Source organism: Streptomyces sp. NPDC093598, assembly GCF_044764825.1.
Taxonomy (GTDB): Bacteria; Actinomycetota; Actinomycetes; order Streptomycetales; family Streptomycetaceae; genus Streptomyces.
Genome location: NZ_JBIWIV010000008.1, coordinates 68,891 through 89,349 on the forward strand (window position 1 = coordinate 68,891; position 20,459 = coordinate 89,349).

At 69.0% G+C, this 20,459-nt stretch carries 21 protein-coding genes; 3 read left to right on the plus strand and 18 right to left on the minus strand.

What is annotated here, in order from left to right:
• Positions 1-42: 42 nt before the first annotated feature.
• The 3 genes from ACIRDU_RS23465 to ACIRDU_RS23475 all read left to right on the plus strand — a co-directional run bounded on the left by ACIRDU_RS23465 (position 43) and on the right by ACIRDU_RS23475 (position 3,825).
• A complete protein-coding gene (locus ACIRDU_RS23465; protein WP_403582333.1) occupies positions 43-1,236 on the plus strand; it encodes a sensor histidine kinase in 1,194 nt (397 codons plus the stop codon).
• Positions 1,233-1,874 carry a response regulator gene (locus ACIRDU_RS23470; protein ID WP_403582334.1) on the plus strand — a complete coding sequence of 214 codons (642 nt, stop codon included), beginning with the start codon at positions 1,233-1,235 and terminating at the stop codon, positions 1,872-1,874. Before ACIRDU_RS23465 ends, ACIRDU_RS23470 begins: the two co-directional genes overlap by 4 nt.
• A 124-nt stretch (positions 1,875-1,998) precedes the next feature.
• On the plus strand, positions 1,999-3,825 hold the full coding sequence (locus tag ACIRDU_RS23475) for a glycosyl hydrolase family 18 protein (RefSeq protein WP_403582336.1): 1,827 nt from the start codon (positions 1,999-2,001) through the stop codon (positions 3,823-3,825).
• A 101-nt stretch (positions 3,826-3,926) separates the two neighbouring features.
• On the opposite strand, the gene ACIRDU_RS23480 is transcribed toward ACIRDU_RS23475, so the two are convergent.
• The 18 genes from ACIRDU_RS23480 to ACIRDU_RS23565 form a co-directional block, all read right to left on the minus strand.
• Positions 3,927-4,373 (minus strand): DUF2550 domain-containing protein, encoded by a 447-nt coding sequence (locus tag ACIRDU_RS23480; protein ID WP_351629901.1) that lies wholly within the window; start codon positions 4,371-4,373, stop codon positions 3,927-3,929.
• Between the two features lie 130 nt (positions 4,374-4,503).
• The gene (locus tag ACIRDU_RS23485; protein ID WP_033312984.1) at positions 4,504-4,881 is read right to left on the minus strand and encodes a F0F1 ATP synthase subunit epsilon; all 378 of its coding nucleotides are present in this window, start codon (positions 4,879-4,881) and stop codon (positions 4,504-4,506) included.
• 117 nt (positions 4,882-4,998) lie between these two features.
• On the minus strand, positions 4,999-6,435 hold the full coding sequence (gene atpD / locus ACIRDU_RS23490; RefSeq protein ID WP_403582337.1) for a F0F1 ATP synthase subunit beta: 1,437 nt from the start codon (positions 6,433-6,435) through the stop codon (positions 4,999-5,001).
• On the minus strand, positions 6,436-7,353 hold the full coding sequence (locus tag ACIRDU_RS23495) for a F0F1 ATP synthase subunit gamma (protein WP_391901083.1): 918 nt from the start codon (positions 7,351-7,353) through the stop codon (positions 6,436-6,438).
• Positions 7,354-7,373: 20 nt separating this feature from the next.
• Positions 7,374-8,963 carry a F0F1 ATP synthase subunit alpha gene (atpA, locus tag ACIRDU_RS23500; RefSeq protein WP_403582339.1) on the minus strand — a complete coding sequence of 530 codons (1,590 nt, stop codon included), beginning with the start codon at positions 8,961-8,963 and terminating at the stop codon, positions 7,374-7,376.
• A gap of 126 nt (positions 8,964-9,089) precedes the next feature.
• The gene (locus ACIRDU_RS23505; RefSeq protein WP_403582341.1) at positions 9,090-9,905 is read right to left on the minus strand and encodes a F0F1 ATP synthase subunit delta; all 816 of its coding nucleotides are present in this window, start codon (positions 9,903-9,905) and stop codon (positions 9,090-9,092) included.
• The gene (locus tag ACIRDU_RS23510; protein ID WP_381037400.1) at positions 9,902-10,450 is read right to left on the minus strand and encodes a F0F1 ATP synthase subunit B; all 549 of its coding nucleotides are present in this window, start codon (positions 10,448-10,450) and stop codon (positions 9,902-9,904) included. The genes ACIRDU_RS23505 and ACIRDU_RS23510 overlap by 4 nt, the downstream gene beginning before the upstream one ends.
• Before the next feature lie 39 nt (positions 10,451-10,489).
• A complete protein-coding gene (locus ACIRDU_RS23515) occupies positions 10,490-10,726 on the minus strand; it encodes an ATP synthase subunit C (protein ID WP_010040161.1) in 237 nt (78 codons plus the stop codon).
• 77 nt (positions 10,727-10,803) lie between these two features.
• A complete protein-coding gene (atpB, locus tag ACIRDU_RS23520; RefSeq protein WP_403582622.1) occupies positions 10,804-11,571 on the minus strand; it encodes a F0F1 ATP synthase subunit A in 768 nt (255 codons plus the stop codon).
• A gap of 273 nt (positions 11,572-11,844) precedes the next feature.
• Positions 11,845-12,282 carry a hypothetical protein gene (locus ACIRDU_RS23525; protein WP_391213389.1) on the minus strand — a complete coding sequence of 146 codons (438 nt, stop codon included), beginning with the start codon at positions 12,280-12,282 and terminating at the stop codon, positions 11,845-11,847.
• A 297-nt stretch (positions 12,283-12,579) separates the two neighbouring features.
• On the minus strand, positions 12,580-13,926 hold the full coding sequence (locus ACIRDU_RS23530) for an MraY family glycosyltransferase (RefSeq protein ID WP_403582344.1): 1,347 nt from the start codon (positions 13,924-13,926) through the stop codon (positions 12,580-12,582).
• A 129-nt stretch (positions 13,927-14,055) separates the two neighbouring features.
• Entirely contained in the window at positions 14,056-15,294 is a 1,239-nt protein-coding gene (gene glyA, locus ACIRDU_RS23535; protein ID WP_403582345.1) for a serine hydroxymethyltransferase, read from the minus strand.
• A 68-nt stretch (positions 15,295-15,362) separates the two neighbouring features.
• Entirely contained in the window at positions 15,363-16,043 is a 681-nt protein-coding gene (locus ACIRDU_RS23540) for a protein-tyrosine-phosphatase (RefSeq protein WP_403582347.1), read from the minus strand.
• Positions 16,040-16,687 carry an L-threonylcarbamoyladenylate synthase gene (locus ACIRDU_RS23545; RefSeq protein ID WP_356436139.1) on the minus strand — a complete coding sequence of 216 codons (648 nt, stop codon included), beginning with the start codon at positions 16,685-16,687 and terminating at the stop codon, positions 16,040-16,042. The genes ACIRDU_RS23540 and ACIRDU_RS23545 overlap by 4 nt, the downstream gene beginning before the upstream one ends.
• Before the next feature lie 88 nt (positions 16,688-16,775).
• Positions 16,776-17,621: a peptide chain release factor N(5)-glutamine methyltransferase gene (gene prmC, locus ACIRDU_RS23550; protein ID WP_234848501.1), complete on the minus strand. Its 846-nt coding sequence runs from the start codon at positions 17,619-17,621 to the stop codon at positions 16,776-16,778.
• A 45-nt stretch (positions 17,622-17,666) separates the two neighbouring features.
• Positions 17,667-18,743 (minus strand): peptide chain release factor 1, encoded by a 1,077-nt coding sequence (gene prfA / locus ACIRDU_RS23555; RefSeq protein WP_403582349.1) that lies wholly within the window; start codon positions 18,741-18,743, stop codon positions 17,667-17,669.
• Positions 18,744-18,849: 106 nt separating this feature from the next.
• Complete coding sequence (gene rpmE / locus ACIRDU_RS23560; RefSeq protein WP_003992975.1) at positions 18,850-19,071, minus strand: 50S ribosomal protein L31; 222 nt, start codon at positions 19,069-19,071, stop codon at positions 18,850-18,852.
• 185 nt (positions 19,072-19,256) lie between these two features.
• On the minus strand, positions 19,257-20,393 hold the full coding sequence (locus ACIRDU_RS23565) for an LCP family protein (RefSeq protein WP_403582351.1): 1,137 nt from the start codon (positions 20,391-20,393) through the stop codon (positions 19,257-19,259).
• Between the last annotated feature and the right edge of the window lie 66 nt (positions 20,394-20,459).

Here is a 20,459-nt window from a genome sequence, read left to right on the forward strand (position 1 = left end):
GCGGCTCACGCGCAGGCCACGACGGCCGTGTTGGATGGTGTCATGGCCGTACGACTCCCCCGCCCGCGCCGTTTCGACATCTACGTCGCAGTGGGCAGCCTGCTCGGCGGGCTGCTGCTGTGGGGCGTCGGCCTGGCCACCCGTCCGCACACCGAGCCGTACGTGCTCCTGCCGGGACGCTGGCCGCTTCTGCTGCCGCTCGTCGTCATGGCGGGCTGCGAGCTGCTGCGCCGGGACGCCCCCCGCACGGCCCTGCTGATCGGCACGCCCGCGATCGTCCTGGACACCGTCACCCAGGGCAACCTGGTCACGATCCTGATGTACACCGACCTGATGTACGCAGCCGTTCTGTACGGCCCGCCCGCCTCGGCCCACCGCATCCCGCGGATCACCGGGCTGCTCTCGGTGGCCGGGGCGGTGGTGCCGTTCGCGATCTGGCGCGAGCCCGAGGCTCTGCTGATCGGCGTGGTCACCGGCCTCGTGTCCTTCGGCCCCGCCGCCACCGGCCTGATCGTCCGCAACCACCGCGACGCCGCCGAGGCGGCCCGGCTGCGCGCCGAACAGACCGCGTTGCTCGCCGAGATGGACCGCACGCAGGCGGTCACCGCCGAACGCGCCCGGATGGCACGCGAACTGCACGACATGGTCGCCAACCACCTGTCCGCGATCGCCATCCACTCCACCGCCGCGCTCTCCCTCGACGATCCGAAAACCTCTCAGGAGGCGCTCGTGGTCATCCGGGAGAACAGCGTGGAGGGGCTCGCCGAGATGCGGCGGCTGATCGGCATCCTGCGCGACAGCAGCGGCGATGTGGAACCGTCCGCCGCCCCGACGCTCGACGGCCTCGGCTCGCTGGTGGAGAACGCCCGCACCAACGGTCTCGACGTCACGCTGGACTCCACACAGGGCGAGGTGCCCGCGCCCGTCGAGCTCGCCGCCTACCGCATCGTGCAGGAGTCGCTGACCAACGCGCTCAAGCACGCCGCCCCCGGCCGGGTCACCGTGTCCCTCGCCCGGCGGGACGGCTCCCTCGTCATCGGCGTGACCAGCCCGTACGGAGACCGGGACGCCCCGCGCGCCCCCGGCTCCGGCGCCGGTCTGGTCGGCATGAGAGAACGCGTGGCCCTGCTGGACGGCACCTTCGAAGCCGCCCCCGAGGACTCGCCCGAGGGCAAGATCTGGGCCGTACGCGCCACCCTCCCCGTCCACGACAGCGTCGAAGGAGTCACCGCATGATCCGCGTCCTGGTCGCCGAGGACCAGTCCGCCGTCCGCGCCGGACTGGTCCTCATCCTGCGCAGCGCGCCCGACATCGAGGTGGTCGGCGAGGCCGCGGACGGTGAGCAGGCGGTGGCGCTGGCCCGGGAGCTGCGGCCGGACCTGGTGCTGATGGACGTTCAGATGCCACGCCTGGACGGAGTGTCGGCGACCCGGCAGGTCGTCATGGAACGGCTCGCCGACGTGCTCGTACTGACCACCTTCGATCTCGACGAGTACGTCTTCGGGGCGCTGCGGGCGGGTGCGTCCGGCTTCCTGCTCAAGAACACCGAGGCCAGGGACCTGCTGGAGGCGGTACGGACGGTCGCGCGCGGGGAGGGGCTGATCGCCCCGGCGGTGACGCGGCGGCTGATCGCGGAGTTCGCCGCGAAGCCGGCGCGGGAGCCAGCGGCCGATCCGGCGGTGCTCGACGAGCTGACCCGGCGCGAGCGCGAGGTGCTGTCCTGTCTGGGCGAGGGCCTGTCCAACGCGGGCATCGCCGAGCGGCTCGACATGGCCGAGGCGACCGTGAAGACCCATGTCAGCAGGCTGCTGGGGAAGCTGGGGCTGCGGAGCCGGGTGCAAGCCGCTGTGCTGGCCCAGGAGTTGGGTATCTGATCCGAGTTCGGTGCGTGGTGGTCCAGACCTATTGACCGGTGGTCCAGACCTTTCTATTCTCACCGCACCATGAGTGGGCGTGAGGCTCAGTCACGCCCCCACAACTCCATCAAGGAGGCGCAGCATGCGCTTCAGACACAGAGCCGCGGCAGGGTTCGCGACCCTGTTGCTCCCGCTGGCCGGCCTCGTCGGCCTGGCGAGCCCGGCCCAGGCCGCGACGTCCGCCACCGCTTCCTACGCCAAGACCCAGGACTGGGGCTCCGGCTTCGAGGGCAAGTGGACGGTGAAGAACACCGGCACCACGACCCTCAGCTCCTGGACCGTCGAGTGGGACTTCCCCACCGGCACGTCCGTCACCTCGTCCTGGGACGCCGACGTCACCTCCTCCGGCACCCACTGGACCGCCAAGAACAAGTCCTGGAACGGCACCCTCGCCCCCGGCGCCTCCGTCTCCTTCGGCTTCAACGGCAGCGGCACCGGCTCCCCCACCCACTGCAGGCTCAACGGCGGAAGCTGCGACGGCGGGACCACGGAGCCAGGCGACAGCGCTCCCAGCGCCCCCGGCACCCCCACCGCCTCGGACATCACCAACACCTCGGTGAAGCTGTCCTGGTCCGCCGCCACCGACGACAAGGGCGTCAAGAACTACGACGTCCTGCGCGACGGCACCAAGGTCGCCACCGTGACGGGCACGTCGTACACCAGCACCGGCCTCACCGCCGGCACCGACTACTCCTACTCCGTCCAGGCCCGGGACACCGCCGACCAGACCGGCCCGGTCAGCGGCGCCGTCCGCGTCCGCACCACCGGCGGCACCACCGAGCCCCCGCCCACCGGCGACAAGGTCAAGCTCGGCTACTTCACCGAGTGGGGCGTCTACGGTCGCAACTACCACGTCAAGAACCTGGTGACCTCGGGCTCGGCGTCGAAGATCACGCACATCAACTACGCCTTCGGCAACGTCAAGAACGGCCAGTGCACCGTCGACGACACCTACGCCGCCTACGACAAGGCCTACACCGCCGACCAGTCCGTCAGCGGCACCGCCGACACCTGGGACCAGCCGCTGCGCGGCAACTTCAACCAGTTGCGCCAGCTGAAGGCCAAGTACCCGCACATCAAGGTGCTGTACTCCTTCGGCGGCTGGACCTACTCGGGCGGCTTCGGCCAGGCCGCGGCCAATGCCGCCGCGTTCGCCAAGTCCTGCAAGGCCGTCGTGGAGGACCCGCGCTGGGCCGACGTCTTCGACGGCATCGACATCGACTGGGAGTACCCGAACGCCTGCGGCCTGACCTGCGACACCTCCGGTCCGGCGGCCTTCAGAACCCTCTCCCAGGCACTGCGTGCCGAGTTCGGCCCGAACTACCTGGTCACCGCGGCCATCACCGCCGACGGTTCCTCCGGCGGCAAGATCGACGCGGCCGACTACGGCGGCGCCGCCCAGTACCTCGACTGGTACAACGTGATGACCTACGACTACTTCGGCGCCTTCGACAAGGACGGCCCGACCGCCCCGCACTCCCCGCTCACGTCCTACCCGGGGATCCCGCAGGCGGGCTTCAACTCGGCCGACGCGATCGCCAAGCTGAAGGCGAAGGGCGTCCCGTCCAAGAAGCTCCTGCTCGGCATCGGCTTCTACGGCCGCGGCTGGACCGGTGTCACCCAGTCCGCCCCGGGCGGATCGGCCACCGGCGCGGCTCCGGGCACGTACGAGGCGGGCATCGAGGACTACAAGGTGCTGAAGAACTCCTGCCCGGCCACCGGCACCATCGCCGGCACGGCGTACGCGCACTGCGGCAGCAACTGGTGGTCGTACGACACTCCGTCGACGATCGCCGGGAAGATGAGCTGGGCCAAGAACCAGGGCCTCGGCGGCGCGTTCTTCTGGGAGTTCAGCGGTGACACCGCGAACGGAGAGCTGGCGAACGCCATCGACAGCGGCCTGAAGTAGGCCGGGATCAAAGCGAAGTTCGAAGGGTCATAGACCCTAGGCGACATTGACGCTCCCCCAGACTTCGTCCGGGGGGACCCCCACCCAGCGGGTGAACATGGCTACGCCACGTTCACCCGCTGTCCGGGCGGGGCTGCCTCGAGCCACGCGAGGAAACCGGTCAGCGCGTCTTCGCTCATCGCGAGCTCGAGACGCGTGCCCCGGTGCAGGCAGGCCAGGATCACATGGTCGGAGAGCAGCGCCAGCTCCTCCTCGCCCTCCGGGACGCGGCGGCCCGCCACCTCGATCGCGGAACGCTCCAGGACGCGGCGCGGACGCGGCGAGTACGAGAAGACGCGGTACCACTCGACGCGGTCACCGTTGTAGCGGGCCACGCCGTACGCCCAGCCCTTGCCGTTGGTGTCGCCCTCGGCCGGGGCGTCCCAGCGCATGCTGGCGTCGAAGGTGCCGCCCGACCGCTGGATCAGCCGGCGGCGCAGGCCGAAGACGAACAGGCCCACCACCACGAGGGCCACCACGATTCCGCACACAGTCAGAGCGAGGACCATCGACACCGACCTCCTCGTCTCCTAGGTAACGGAACGTAAAAATCACCCACATCCGCCTCAGCCGCGGCTGGGTCCGGATCTCTCCGGTACCCAGCCGCGGCTGAGTGACATCATCACGCGGCGGACAGGGTCAGCGTGCCGCCGTCGCAGCTCGCAGACGGACGTCCGCGCGGCGCTGGGCCTCCGCGTCGTCCTCCGCCTTCGCGCGCTCAAGCTCCTGCTCTGCGCGCTGGACATCGATCTCGTCCGACAGCTCGGCGACTTCCGCCAGCAGCGAGAGCTTGTCGTCCGCGAACGAGATGAATCCGCCGTGAACCGCGGCGACGACCGTCCCGCCCTCACTCGTACGGATGGTCACCGGGCCCGACTCCAGCACACCGAGCAGCGGCTGGTGACCGGGCATGACGCCGATGTCGCCGGACGTGGTGCGCGCGACGACCAGGGTGGCCTGGCCGGACCAGACCTCACGGTCGGCCGCGACCAGCGCGACGTGCAGCTCAGCAGCCAAGGGTGGCTCCTCGGGTCACCACCCGGCGGGAGTGCCGGGTGTTGGTTACAAGTCTAGTAGGCGTGAAAGAGGGGGCGGGACGAACCCCGCCCCCTCATGACTCGAGCGTGGCCCGGGTCAGGAGACGCCCAGCTCCTTCGCGTTCTTCTTCAGGTCCTCGAGACCACCGCACATGAAGAACGCCTGCTCCGGGAAGTGGTCGTACTCGCCGTCGCAGATCGCGTTGAACGCGGCGATCGACTCGTCCAGCGGCACGTCCGAACCGTCCACGCCGGTGAACTGCTTGGCGGCGTGGGTGTTCTGGGACAGGAAGCGCTCCACGCGACGGGCACGGTGGACGACGAGCTTGTCCTCCTCGCCGAGCTCGTCGATACCGAGGATCGCGATGATGTCCTGAAGGTCCTTGTACTTCTGCAGGATGTTCTTCACGCGCATCGCGGCGTTGTAGTGGTCCGCCGAGATGTACCGCGGGTCGAGGATGCGGGACGTCGAGTCCAGCGGGTCCACGGCCGGGTAGATGCCCTTCTCGGAGATCGGACGGGACAGCACCGTCGTCGCGTCGAGGTGGGCGAAGGTGGTGGCCGGGGCCGGGTCGGTCAGGTCGTCCGCGGGGACGTAGATCGCCTGCATCGAGGTGATCGAGTGACCACGGGTCGAGGTGATGCGCTCCTGGAGGGTGCCCATCTCGTCGGCCAGGTTCGGCTGGTAGCCCACCGCGGAGGGCATACGGCCGAGCAGGGTCGACACCTCGGAACCGGCCTGGGTGAAGCGGAAGATGTTGTCGATGAAGAACAGCACGTCCTGCTTCTGGACGTCACGGAAGTACTCCGCCATCGTCAGGCCGGCCAGGGCCACGCGCAGACGGGTGCCCGGGGGCTCGTCCATCTGGCCGAAGACCAGGGCGGTCTTGTCCAGAACGCCGGACTCTTCCATCTCCGCGATGAGGTCGTTGCCCTCACGGGTGCGCTCGCCGACGCCCGCGAAGACGGAGACGCCCTCGTGGAGGTTGGCGACACGCATGATCATTTCCTGGATCAGCACGGTCTTGCCGACACCGGCACCACCGAACAGACCGATCTTGCCGCCCTTGACGTACGGGGTGAGCAGGTCGACGACCTTCAGGCCCGTCTCGAACATCTCGGTCTTCGACTCGAGCTGGTCGAACGCGGGTGCCTTGCGGTGGATGGACCAGCGCTCGCCCTCGTGGACCTCGTCGCTGTTCAGCACCTCACCGAGGGTGTTGAACACCTTGCCCTTGGTGAAGTCGCCGACCGGGACGGTGATGCCCGCACCGGTGTCGGTCACCGGGGCCTGGCGGACCAGACCGTCGGTGGGCTGCATGGAGATGGCGCGGACCAGGCCGTCACCCAGGTGCTGGGCGACCTCCAGGGTCAGCGTCTTCTTCTCGCCCGCAAGCGCCGGGTCTGCGACCTCGACGCGAAGGGCGTTGTAGATCTCCGGCATCGCGTCGACGGGGAACTCCACGTCGACGACCGGGCCGATGACCCGCGCGACGCGGCCCGTCGCCGTGGCCGTCTCAACAGTGGTGGTCATTTATCGGTCACTCCCCGCGGTCGCGTCGGCCAGGGCACTCGCGCCACCGACGATCTCGCTGATTTCCTGGGTGATTTCGGCCTGGCGGGCCTGGTTGGCAAGCCGGGTGAGCGTCTCGATGAGCTCTCCGGCGTTGTCGGTGGCCGACTTCATCGCGCGCCGCGTGGCGGCGTGCTTGGAGGCGGCCGACTGGAGCAGCGCGTTGTAGATGCGGCTTTCGACGTAGCGCGGCAGCAGGGCGTCCAGGACGTCCTCCGCCGAGGGCTCGAAGTCGAACAGCGGGAGGATCTCGCCCTTGGGCTTGGCCTCCGCCGCCACCTCGTCGAGGCTGAGCGGCAGCAGCCGCGCCTCGATCGCCGTCTGCGTCATCATCGACACGAACTCGGTGTAGACGATGTGGAGCTCGTCCACGCCGCCCTCGGCCGTCTCCGTCTCGATCGCTTCGATCAGCGGGGCCGCGACCTTCTTGGCATCCGCGTACGACGGCTCATCGGTGAAGCCCGTGAACGACTCCGCGATCTTGCGCTCGCGGAAGTTGTAGTGGGCGACACCGCGGCGGCCGACGATGTAGTTGACGACCTCCTTGCCCTCGGCCTCGAGCTTCGCCGTGAGCTTCTCCGCGGCCTTGATGGCGTTGGAGTTGAAGGCGCCGGCCAGACCGCGGTCGCTCGTGAGGAGCAGGACCGCGGCGCGGGTCGGGTTCTCCGGCTCGGTCGTGAGCGGGTGCTTGGTGTTGGATCCGCCGGCGACCGCCGTGACCGCCCGGGTGAGCTCGGTCGCGTACGGGGTGGAGGCCGCCACCTTGCGCTGCGCCTTGACGACGCGCGAGGCGGCGATCATCTCCATCGCCTTGGTGATCTTCTTGGTCGCGGTGACGGATCGGATGCGACGCTTGTAGACCCGGAGCTGGGCTCCCATGAGTCAGGTCCCTTCCGTCGTCACTTACCGGCAGCCGGGGTGTCCTCGCCGAGCAGCTTGCCGTCGGAGGTCTCGAACTGCTTCTTGAACTCCGCGATGGCCTCGGCGACAGCCTGGAGGGTGTCGTCGGACATCTTGCCGCCCTCGCGGATGGAGGTCATCAGGCCCTGCTCCTTGCGGTGCAGGTAGTCCAGCAGCTCCTTCTCGAAGCGGCGGATGTCGGCGACGGGGACGTCGTCCATCTTGCCGGTGGTGCCGGCCCAGACGGAGACGACCTGGTCCTCGGTGGCCATCGGCTGGTACTGCGGCTGCTTCAGCAGCTCGACCATGCGCTGGCCACGCTCCAGCTGTGCCTTGGACGCGGCGTCCAGGTCGGAACCGAAGGCGGCGAACGCCTCCAGCTCACGGAACTGGGCGAGGTCCACGCGCAGACGGCCGGAGACCTGCTTCATCGCCTTGTGCTGGGCGGAACCACCGACGCGGGAGACGGAGATACCGACGTTCAGCGCGGGACGCTGACCGGCGTTGAAGAGGTCCGACTCCAGGAAGCACTGGCCGTCGGTGATGGAGATGACGTTGGTCGGGATGAACGCCGAGACGTCGTTGGCCTTGGTCTCGACGATCGGCAGACCGGTCATCGAGCCGGCACCCATCTCGTCGGAGAGCTTGGCGCAGCGCTCCAGCAGACGGGAGTGCAGGTAGAAGACGTCACCCGGGTAGGCCTCACGGCCCGGCGGGCGGCGCAGCAGCAGCGACACGGCACGGTAGGCGTCGGCCTGCTTCGACAGGTCGTCGAAGATGATCAGGACGTGCTTGCCCTGGTACATCCAGTGCTGACCGATGGCCGAACCGGTGTACGGCGCCAGGTACTTGAAGCCGGCCGGGTCGGACGCCGGGGCGGCGACGATGGTCGTGTACTCCAGCGCGCCGGCCTCCTCCAGAGCGCCGCGCACGCCGGCGATGGTGGAGCCCTTCTGGCCGATGGCGACGTAGATGCAGCGGACCTGCTTGTTCGGGTCGCCGGTACGCCAGTTGTCGCGCTGGTTGATGATGGTGTCGACGGCCAGGGCGGTCTTGCCGGTCTGGCGGTCACCGATGATCAGCTGACGCTGGCCACGGCCGACGGGGGTCATCGCGTCGACGGCCTTGTAGCCCGTCTCCATCGGCTCGTGCACCGACTTACGGACCATGACGCCCGGGGCCTGCAGCTCCAGGGCGCGACGGCCTTCGGTCTCGATCTCGCCGAGGCCGTCGATCGGGTTGCCGAGGGGGTCCACCACGCGGCCGAGGTAGCCCTCGCCCACCGCAACGGAGAGAACCTCACCGGTACGGGAGACCGGCTGACCCTCCTCGATGCCGCTGAACTCGCCGAGGACGACGCAGCCGATCTCGCGCTCCTCGAGGTTGAGGGCGAGGCCGAGGCTGCCGTCCTCGAACTTCAGCAGCTCGTTGGCCATGACCGAGGGCAGACCCTCGACCTTCGCGATGCCGTCGCCGGCGAAGGTGACCGTACCGACCTCCTCGCGCGAGGCCGCGTCCGGCTTGTACGCCTGGACGAAGTTCTCCAGCGCGTCCCGGATCTCCTCCGGCCGGATCGTGAGCTCCGCCATCTGGGTTCCCTGCTCTCCTTGTTGGGCCCGAAGTTTCACTTTGGGGGTCTGGGGGCGACCCCCAGGATTCTTCTGCACGGCCCAACCAGGGCCGTCGTAAGTACGTACTGCCTATTGAGTTGCTGCTCAGCCGGCGAGCCGGCGGCTGGCGTCCTCGATGCGGTCCGCCAGGGAGCCGTTGATGACCTCGTCGCCGACCTGCACCCGGATTCCGCCGAGGACCTCGGGGTCCACGTCCAGGTTGAGGTGCATCTTGCGGCCGTAGAGCTTCGCGAGGGCGGCGCCCAGGCGCTGCTTCTGCGGGTCGCTCAGCGGTACCGCCGAGGTGACGATGGCCACCATGCGGTCCCGGCGGTCGGCCGCGAGCTTGGACAGGGACTCGAGTCCCGACTCCAGGCTACGTCCTCGCGGCGCGGTCACAAGGCGCGTGACCAGACGCTCGGTGGCCGACTGCGCCCGGCCGCCGAGCAGGCTGCGCAGCAGCTCGCCCTTGGCCGAGGTGGTGGCCTTGCGGTCGGTCAGCGCGGCGCGCAGCTCGGTGCTGCCGGAGACGATCCGGCCGAACCGGAACAGCTCGTCCTCGACGTCGTCGAGCTTGCCGGCCTGCTGCGCGGCGGTGAGGTCGGCGGTGTTCGCCAGCTGCTCCAGCGCGTCCACCAGGTCGCGCGACTGCGACCAGCGGGAGCGCACCATGCCGGCCACCAGGTCGGCGGCCGGGCCGCTGACCTGGGTGCCGAGCAGACGCTGGGCCAGTTCGGCCTTGGCCTCCCCGGCCTGCGCCGGGTCGGTGAGGACCCGACGCAGCGACACCTCGCGGTCGAGCAGCGCGGTGACGGCGGCCAGCTCGTCGGCGAGCGAGCCCGCGTCCACGGACGTCGAGTCCGTCAGCGCGTCGAGACGCTCACGTGCGGCTGCCAGGGCCTCGCGGCTCGCTCCGTTCATCGTCCGGCCTCGGCCTTCTCCTCGAGCTCGTCGAGGAACCGGTCGATCACGCGGCTCTGGCGGGCGTGGTCCTCGAGGGACTCGCCGACGAGCTTGCCGGCCAGGTCGGTGGCGAGCTTGCCGACGTCCTGGCGCAGCGCGGACGCGGCGGCCTTGCGGTCGGCCTCGATCTGGGCGTGACCGGCGGCGACGATCTCCTCGCGCTGCCGCTGGCCCTCGGCCCGCATCTCGGCGATGAGCGTGGCACCCTGCTCCTGCGCCTCCTGGCGCAGACGCGCGGCCTCGTGCCGGGCCTCGGCGAGCTGTGCCTTGTACTGCTCAAGGACGCTCTGGGCCTCGACCTTCATGGTCTCGGCCTCTTCGATACCGCCTTCGATCGCCGCGCGGCGCTCCTCCAGAACCTTGTTGATGTTCGGAAGCAGCTTCTTCCAGAAGAAGAAGAACACGATGGCGAAGGCGATGGTGCCGACGAGCAGCTCGGGGCCGGGAGGCATGAGCGGGTTCTGCTCTTCCTCGGCCGCCAGCTGCACCAGGTTGGCGATCACATCAGTGCCTTTCGTCGAAACGTGTCGGTGAGCAGGAAATTACTGACCGAACACGAACGGCATAACGATGCCGATGAGGGCGAGCGCCTCACAGAAGGCGAAGCCCAGGATCTGGTTGGCACGGATCAGGCCGGCGGCCTCGGGCTGACGGGCCAGGGCCTGGGTGCCGTTGCCGAAGATGATGCCGACGCCGATGCCGGGGCCGATGGCGGAGAGGCCGTAGCCGATGGAGCCGAGCGAACCGGAGACAGCGGCGAGGGTCTCAGTGGCAGCCATGCTGTTTCTTCCTTCTCTTTCACGGACCGGCGGGGGTTGGCCACCGGACGTTCTTGGGACTTGCGGGGGTGAGGGGCTCAGTGGTGCTCGGCCAGAGCGCCCTGGATGTACGTGCAGGCGAGGAGCACGAAGACGTACGCCTGGACAGCCTGCACGAAGAGTTCGAAGCCGATCATCGCGATGGTCATGACGAAGGAGACGCCGGCCGCCGGGATCATCCAGCTGTTCAGCAGGTACCAGGAGGCGACGGTGAACATGACCAGCATCAGGTGGCCGGCGAACATGTTCGCGAACAGTCGTACCGCGTGCGTGAACGGCCGGACGAGCAGGTTCGAGAAGAACTCGATGACCATCACGAGCGGCAGCACCGGGCCGAGCGACTTGTCGTAGCCGGTGATGTTCTTGAAGAACCCGACGAAGCCGTGCCGCTTGAAGGTCAGCGAGACCCAGGTCACGTAGACGATCACGGCGAGGACCGCCGGGAACGCGATGATCGACGACACCGGGAACTGTGCCAGCGGGATCACGGACCAGATGTTCATGATCCAGATGAAGAAGAAGAGCGAGACCATCAAGGGGACGTACTTCTCGCCCTCCTTCTTTCCGAGGGTCTCGTAGACGATGCCGCGGCGGACGAAGTCGTAACCGGCTTCACCGACCATCTGCAGCTTGCCCGGCACCACCTTCGCCTTGCCGAAGGCCGCGTAGAAGAAGCCGATGACGAGGATGGTGGTGATGATGGCGAGCAGCATCACCTTGTTGAACTCGAACCCTCCAACCGTGGCAATCGGCTTGAAGAGGAACGAGTGCAGGCCCGGTGCCGGAAAACCACACCCGTCGGACATGATCCGACAGCTCCAGTCAAAGGCGAGCTGGGTCTGGTCAGCACTCACCGCGGGCTCCTTCGGCGTGACGCATAGGTACGGCAACCTCGTTGTGTCGGCGCGGCGCGCAGCCGCGGATCGGCACCGGACAGGTGTTACGGATGTGAGGGCGGCTGGGGGGCATCGAGCCTCGCGTTCGAGCAGGCGTCAGCTCAGATGCCCGCGCCCGCGATGCCGCAGTTGGCACCGGACGATAGCAGGAGTTCCTACTGCCCTTTATCGCGCCCCTACTCGTCACGACGACGGTCCGGTCTTCTCGGGCTTCTCGCTCTTCTCGGAGTCCGGGTCGATGTAGAAGATCTTGGCCTTCATGTGCGCACGAGCTTGCGCGGCCATCCACACGACGGTGGCGATGACGAGCCCGAGGGCGAACGTCTTCGCGTTGAAGAGAGAGGTGTCCTTGAAGAGGGCGACGAAGATCAGGAGAAGCAGCAGCTGGGCGACATAGAGCATCAGCCCCATGGCCTGGAACAACTGCGGGAGCGTTTTTGCCGTCCACTGGAGAACGTAGAGACCGACCCCCATGAAGAGGATGGCCAGTACGGTGCCGACGGCCGCTCCGATGGCTCCCTTGCCTCCGGCCACCACGCCACTGACGGCGACCACGACCGCACCGGCAGCGGCTGTGGGCACAGCGCACTGCAAGAGGTTCCGGGCGTCATTGGACGGCATGGCGGCAACTCCGCTTTCGCAGGGGGCAGGGGTGTCGTCATGGACGAGCGTAGTCCCGGGCTGAGTGGAGACCTCACGCCAATGGACCGTCGCACTGCGGTCCTTCGGCTCTATCCGGGGGTTCTCGTGAACCGTATCACAAACTATTTGATGCAGTCTTTACCTGAAGGTGTGCGGACTGTCACACATGAGAGTGAACCTGCGCGTCTGAGCGAGAACGGCGCCAAGATGTCTGGTATTGGGGCGCTTCGCACCCCCATCGCAACCCCACGACTTGGCAATGCTCTAGTCAGATTCTTACCTGGTCCCCGCCTTGCGCCGGTCGGCCAGACGGGAACGGGGGCCGATGGCCGTCGCACCGTTGACACCGGAGACTCCGGACACCACAGGGGTGCGGTTCTCGGACCCGGCCTCCGCGTACTGGTCCGCCGCGGAGGCCGGCATCGACGCCTCGGGTGAGAGGGCCGCGGCCGAGCCGCGACGCCGGTAGCGCGGCGGAACGAAGCGCTCCATCCAGCGCGGGGCACGCGGCGTGAAGCGCGGCAGCAGCAGCAGGAGGAGACCGATCGCGCTCAGGAACACCACACCGAGCACGATCCACATGGACGCCGAGTTGACCGAGTAGGCGAGCGCGCCGAAGGCGATCAGCGCCGACCAGAAGTACATGATCAGCACCGCGCGGCTGTGCGAGTGGCCGATCTCCAGCAGCCGGTGGTGCAGGTGGCCGCGGTCGGCGGCGAACGGCGACTGGCCGCGCCAGGTGCGGCGCACGATCGCCAGGATCAGGTCGGCGGCCGGCACCGCGATGATCGTCAGCGGCAGCAGCAGCGGGATGTACACGGGGACCGTCTGGTGCACGGCCTCCTTCTCGGAGCCCGCGTACAGGTTGAGCGCGTCCGGGTCGACCTGCCCCGTGATCGAGATCGCGCCCGCTGCCAGGACCAGGCCGATCAGCATCGAACCCGAGTCGCCCATGAAGATCCGGGCCGGATGCATGTTGTGCGGCAGGAAGCCCAGGCACATGCCCATCAGGATCGCCGAGAAGAGGGTGGCCGGGGCGGCGGCCTCGATGCCGTACGAGTACCAGATGCGGTAGGCGTACAGGAAGAACGCCGCGGCCGCGATGCAGACCATGCCGGCCGCGAGGCCGTCCAGCCCGTCGACGAAGTTGACCGCGTTGATGGTGATGACGACCAGCGCGACCGTCAGCAGGGTGCCCTGCCACTGGGTGAGCGCGACCGAGCCGACGCCCGGGATCGGCAGCCACAGGATCGTCAGACCCTGCACGACCATCACGCCCGCGGCGATCATCTGGCCGCCCAGCTTGATCAGGGCGTCGATCTCGAACTTGTCGTCCAGCACACCGATCAGCCAGATCAGGGCCGCCCCGGACAGCAGCGCCCGGGGTTCGTTCGACGTCTCGAAGACCTGGTTGAGGTTGGTCAGGTGGTCGGCGACCAGCAGACCCGCGCACAGGCCGAAGAACATCGCGATACCGCCGAGGCGCGGAGTGGGCTCCCGGTGCACGTCACGTGCCCGGATCTCCGGCATCGCTCCGGCCACGATCGCGAACTTCCGTACCGGCCCTGTCAGCAGATACGTCACCGCGGCCGTGATGCAGAGCGTCAGGAGGTATTCACGCACGGGCTTCCCCACAGGTCTCGCTGGCCATCTCAGCCCCACACCCTAGCGATGCGCGCATATGAGTGGGGACTTCCGGGTAGCGATGATGGTTGCACGAGTGGCTGTGCACCCTGGTGCGCTTACCCCGGCTCACGCGGGATACGGCGGGAATCCACCGGCCAGCTCCCGTACTTCTTCACGGGCTCTCGAGGTCTCCGTCACGCCTCGGAGCACCCCTGCGAGCAGCTTGGCGATCCGCGCCATCTCCGCCTCCCCCATGCCCTGTGTGGTGATCGCCGCCGTGCCGAGCCTGAGTCCCCGGGCGTCGCCGTGCGGCAGGGCGCAGCAGTCCATGACCAGGCCGGCCGCGGCGAGACGGCCCCGGGCGGTGCGTCCGTCGACACCGAGCGGCGCCGGGTCGGCGGTGATCAGGTGGGTGTCCGTGCCGCCGGTGGTGACGACCAGCCCCTCGGCGGCCAGCCGGGCCGCCAGAACCCGTGCGTTCGCCACCACCTGATGGGCGTACGCGGCGAACGCCGGTGTTGCCGCCTCCCCGAACGCGACCGCCTTGGCGGCGATGGTGTGCATTTGTGCGCCGCCCTGTGTGAAAGGGAACACGGCCCGGTCGACCCGCTCGGCCAGCTCCGCACGGCACAGGATCAGGCCGCCGCGCGGACCCCGCAGCACCTTGTGGGTGGTCCCGCAGACGATGTCCGCGTACGGCACCGGATTCGGGGCCGCTCCCCCGGCGACGAGCCCGAGAGGGTGCGCGGCGTCCGCGATGAGGTACGCGCCCACCTCGTCGGCGACCTCACGGAAGAACGCGTGGTCCATGTGCCGGGGGTAGGCGATCGAGCCGCACACGATCGCCTTGGGCCGGCGTGTACGGGCCAGGGTGCGCACCTGCTCGTGGTCGATGAGCCCGGACTCCGCGTCCACGCCGTATCCGACGAAGTCGAACCAGCGGCCGGAGAAGTTGGCGGGCGAGCCGTGGGTGAGGTGCCCGCCGTAGGGCAGGCCGAGCGCGAGGACGGTGTCACCGGGGCGGAGCAGGGCGGCGTAGGCGGCGAGCACCGCCGAAGAGCCCGAGTGCGCCTGGACGTTGGCGTGGTCGGCGCCGAACAGGGCCTTGGCCCGCTCGACGGCGACGTGTTCGGCGACGTCGACGATCTCGCAGCCGCCGTGGTGCCGCGCGCCCGGGTAGCCCTCGGCGTACTTGTTGGCGAGCGGTGAGCCGAGGGCGGCCAGCACGGCCGGCGAGCTGAAGTTCTCGGCGGCGATCAGCTGGAGCGTCGTCGACTGGCGCTCCCGCTCCGCGAGCAGGATGTCGGCGAGCTCGGGGTCCTGGCGGCGCAGGACGTCGGCCTCGATGGCAGGGGTGACCGTCATGGTGGGCTCCGGGCGTCGACGGTGACGTACGACCAATGTAGGCCCGGGGCCGTCGGAGCGCTCGGTCGTTACGTCCGTGCGGGAACGCCCGTGAGGGCCGTGACGACCGGATCGAGTGCCTGGTGTATCTCGTCCCCGATGGACCGGAAGAACGTCAGGGGCGCGCCGTACGGGTCGTAGACCTCGTCGGCCTCGGCGGTCGGCGCCAGGAGCCACCCGCGTAGAGCGGCCGCGGCACGGACCAGCGCACGCGCGCGGACGACCACGCCCTCCTCCAGGGGCGGCAGGGTGGCCGGGTCGATGGCCTTCACCAGGCGGGTGAACTCCTTGAGCGTGAAGGTCCGCAGGCCCGCCGAGTGCCCCATGGAGATGACCTGCGCCCGGTGGTCCCGGGTGGCGGTCAGCACCAGGTCGGCGCGGATCACGTGCTCGTCGAGGAGCTCGCGCCCGGTGAACCCGGAGGCGTCCGCGCCGAAGTCGGCCAGGACGGTCTCCGCGTGCGACTCCATGGGCGCGCCCTCGTGGCCCCAGGTGCCCGCGCTCTCCACGATGAGCCCGCCGCCGAGGATGCCGAGACGCTCCTTGACGAAATGGCGGGTCAGCCGCTCGGTGATGGGCGAGCGGCACACGTTGCCGGTGCTGACGTGGAGGATGCGGAAGCTGTCGCGCGGAAGTCCCACGAAGGTCGTCGTGATCTCCGCCGCGCTTTCCCCGTTGCCTATGCCACGCCCCGATCCAGGGGCCGTCAATTCGCCACCTCGAGGTCGGGTACGACCTTTCGCAGCTCGTCCGCCGAGAGGGCACCCGCGCGCAGCAGCAGCGGCACCTCACGGGTCACGTCGACGATCGACGACGGCACGTTGCCGGGGGTCGGGCCGCCGTCGAGGTAGACGGAGACGGAGTCGCCGAGCATCTCCTGCGCGGCGTCGCAGTTCTCCGGCGCCGGGTGGCCGGTCAGGTTGGCGGAGGAGACGGCCATGGGGCCGACCTCGGTCAGCAGCTCGATGGCGACCGGGTGCAGCGGCATGCGCACGGCGACCGTGCCACGGGTGTCCCCGAGGTCCCACTGGAGGGACGGCTGGTGCCGGGCGACGAGCGTCAGCGCGCCCGGCCAGAAGGCGTCGACCAGCTCCCAGGCCAGCTCGGAGAAGTCCGTGACGAGGCCGTGCAGCGTGTTCGGGGACCCGATGAGGACGGGGGTGGGCATGTTGCGGCCCCGGCCCTTCGCGTCCAGCAGGTCGGCGACCGCCTCCGAGGAGAACGCGTCGGCGCCGATGCCGTACACCGTGTCCGTCGGCAGCACCACGAGCTCGCCACGGCGGACGGCGGACGCTGCCTCGCGCAGACCGGTCACACGGTCGGTCGCGTCGTTGGTGTCGTATCGCCGTGCCATCTTTAGCTGGCCTCCTCGTACACGTGCTGCTGGGATGAAGTCCGCGAAGTCTGCGAGGTCCGCGAAGACCGCGGGGTGCCCGGTGTGTTCACGGCAGCGCCTTGCGGGCCGTGGCGAAACGCGGGCGGTTGTTCAGGTCCGGATGGTCCGCGGCGTCGGTCCAGCCGCGGTCCTCGGCGAAGATCCACGGCACCTGGCCGCCCTGGGTGTCGGCGTGCTCCACGACCACGACGCCGCCGGGGCGCAGCAGCCGGTGCGCGGTGCGCTCCAGGCCGCGGATCAGGTCGAGGCCGTCCTCGCCGGAGAACAGGGCCATGTCGGGGTCGTAGTCCCGGGCCTCGGGGGCGACGTACTCCCACTCGGTGAGCGGGATGTACGGCGGGTTGGTGATGACCAGGTCGACCTGGCCGTCGAGGTCCGGGAAGGCCGTGAGGGCGTTGCCCTGCCGCAGGTCGACCCGGGACCCCTCGACGTTCTTGCGGGTCCACTTCAGCGCGTCCTCGGACAGCTCCACGGCGTGCACGCGTGAGCGCGGCACCTCCTGCGCGAGGGCGAGCGCGATGGCGCCGGAGCCGGTGCACAGGTCGACGATGCACGGCTCGACGACGTCCATGGCCCGTACGGCGTCTATGGCCCAGCCGACCACGGACTCCGTCTCGGGCCGCGGCACGAACACCCCGGGTCCGACCTGGAGTTCCAGGTAGCGGAAGTAGGCACGCCCGGTGATGTGCTGGAGCGGCTCGCGGGCCTCACGGCGGGCGATGACCTCCCAGTAGCGGGCGTCGAAGTCGGAGTCCTTGACGGAGTGCAGCTCGCCGCGCTTGACGCCGTGCACGAACGCGGCGAGCTCCTCCGCGTCGGTACGCGGCGAGGGCACGCCGGCGTCGGCGAGCCGCTGGGTGGCCTGGGCCACCTCCGCGAGCAGCAGGTTCACGCAAGTCCTCCGTATTGCTCGTACGTGCTCGTGTTCGTGCCTGCCTTACGCAGCCGCCAGTTTCGCCGCCGAGTCGGCGTCGACGCAGGCCTGGATCACCGCGTCGAGGTCACCGTCCAGGACCTGGTCCAGGTTGTACGCCTTGAAGCCGACGCGGTGGTCCGAGATGCGGTTCTCCGGGAAGTTGTACGTGCGGATCTTCTCGGAGCGGTCGACGGTGCGGACCTGGCTGCGTCGGGCGTCGGCAGCCTCCCTCTCGGCCTCCTCCTGCGCCGCCGCGAGCAGCCTGGAGCGCAGAATACGCAGTGCCTGCTCCTTGTTCTGCAGCTGGCTCTTCTCGTTCTGGCAGGAGGCGACGACTCCGGTCGGGATGTGCGTGATGCGCACGGCGGAGTCGGTGGTGTTGACGGACTGTCCGCCGGGCCCGGAGGACCGGTAGACGTCGATGCGGAGGTCGTTCGGGTTGATCTCGACGTCGACCTCCTCGGCCTCGGGCGTGACGAGCACACCGGCCGCGGAGGTGTGGATACGGCCCTGGGACTCCGTGGCGGGCACGCGCTGCACGCGGTGCACGCCACCCTCGTACTTCATCCGTGCCCACACGCCCTGGCCGGGCTCGGTGGCGCCCTGGCCGCCCTTGGTCTTCACGGCGACCTGGACGTCCTTGTAGCCGCCCAGCTCGGACTCGGTGGCGTCGATGATCTCGGTCTTCCAGCCGACGCGCTCGGCGTACCGCAGGTACATGCGCAGCAGGTCGCCGGCGAACAGCGCCGACTCGTCGCCACCCGCGCCCGCCTTGATCTCGAGGATGACGTCCTTGTCGTCGCTGGGGTCGCGCGGGACGAGGAGGAGGCGCAGCTTCTCCGTGAGCTCCTCGCGCTGCTGGTCCAGCTCCTTGACCTCGGCCGCGAAGTCGGGGTCGTCGGCGGCCAGTTCCCGCGCGGTCTCGATGTCGTCGCCCGTCCGCGTCCAGGAACGGTACGTGGCGACGATCGGGGTGAGCTCGGCGTAACGCTTGTTCAGCTTGCGCGCGTTGGCCTGGTCGGAGTGGACCGACGGGTCGGCGAGCTTCTTCTCCAGGTCGGCGTGCTCGGTGACGAGTTCCTGGACGGCCTCGAACATCTTGGGCTCCTGTGGACGGACGGCGGTGAAGGGCGGGCGACCAAAAACGCCGGTCCCGGAGCGCCCGGTGTGGGGGCGCTTCCGTGGACCGGCGAATTGAGGCTCGCTACTTCTTGGAGCCGGCGGCCTTGCCGAAGCGGGCCTCGAAGCGGGCCACACGGCCACCGGTGTCGAGGATCTTCTGCTTGCCCGTGTAGAACGGGTGGCACTCGGAGCAGACATCGGCGCGGATGGTGCCGGACTCGATGGTGCTGCGGGTGGTGAACGACGCGCCACAGGTGCAGCTGACCTGCGTCTCGACGTACTCGGGGTGGATGTCGCGCTTCAAGGTGTCTCCTAGGTTCGGGAGGGCGCCGGGTCGCTGCCGCGGGGTGCGGGAGCGTGAACCGGAGCCGACGTACCAGTCTGCCAGGACTGGGGCCTACTCCCAAAACCGGGGGTTGCCGTTGTTTGTTCCCTGCGGGCCGGTGGGGGCTTGTCGCGCGGTTTCCCGCGCGCCTGGGGACGTGTCCCCTAGGGCCCGCTCACGACACCCTTGGCCTCGCCTGAGGCGTTGCCCTCCGTCGCACTCTTCGGGATCGGCCTGTCGTTCTCCAGGGCCTTCCAGATCTGGTCGGCCTTCTTCTTCTGGAGGAGGACGCGGTTGGGGTCGGCCGGGTCGTAGGCCACCGGCATCGTGACCATGTGCATGTTGGACGGGCTGATGCCCTTGAGGCCGCCCGCGAAGGATGCGAGCTTGCTGACCGAGCCGAGGTCGGAGTCGGTCGTCACCGCCTTGGTCGCGGTTTCGGCGAGGTCGAGCAGCCTCTTCGGGTTCGAGAAGACGCCGACGTCCTTGATCTGGTTGACCAGCGCCTTGATGAAGGCCTGCTGGAGCTGGATACGGCCCAGGTCGGAGCCGTCGCCGACGCCGTGTCTGGTGCGGACCAGGCCGAGGGCCTGCTTGCCGTCGAGCGTGTGGGTCCCGGCCTTCAGCTTCAGATGGCTGTCGGGGTCGTCGATGCTCTTGGTCGTGGTGATCTCGACGCCGCCGAGGTCGTCGATGAGCTTCTGGAAGCCGGCGAAGTCGACCTCCAGGTAGTGGTCCATGCGCAGGTCGGTGATCGACTCGACGGTCTTCACGGCGCAGGCCGCCCCGCCGGTGGAGTAGGCGGAGTTGAACATCACGCTGTGGGCGGCGGGGTGCTCGGTGCCCTTGGTGTCCGTGCACGAGGGGCGGTCGATGAGGGTGTCGCGCGGGATGGAGACCACGCTGGCCTTCTTGTGACCCTTGTAGACGTGCACGATCATCGCCGTGTCGGAGCGGGCGCTGCCGTCGTCGGTGCCGCCGCCGAGCTTCTTGTTGCCGCCGGCGCGGGTGTCGGAGCCGAGGACGAGGATGTTCTCGGAGCCGTTGTCGGCCTTCTCGGGCCGGTCCGTGCCGAGGGCCTGGTCGATGTCGACGCTCTTGAGGTTGCCGTTGAGCTTGAAGTACATGTATCCGGCCCCGGCGCCGCCCAGCACGACGATGCCCGCGGCGGTCCAGGCCGTGATCATCAAGCCCTTGCGACGCTTCTGGGGCTTGCGGCGTCGGCCCTTGCCGCGATGACGCGCTCCGCTGGTGCCGGCCTCACCCGGTATACCCGGATCCGGCGTGCTCTCGGCAGACATGTACTCCTCAGCTCTTCTACGGTCGGTTACCCCCTGCGGTCAGTGCCAGGCGTGGCCGGAAAAGAC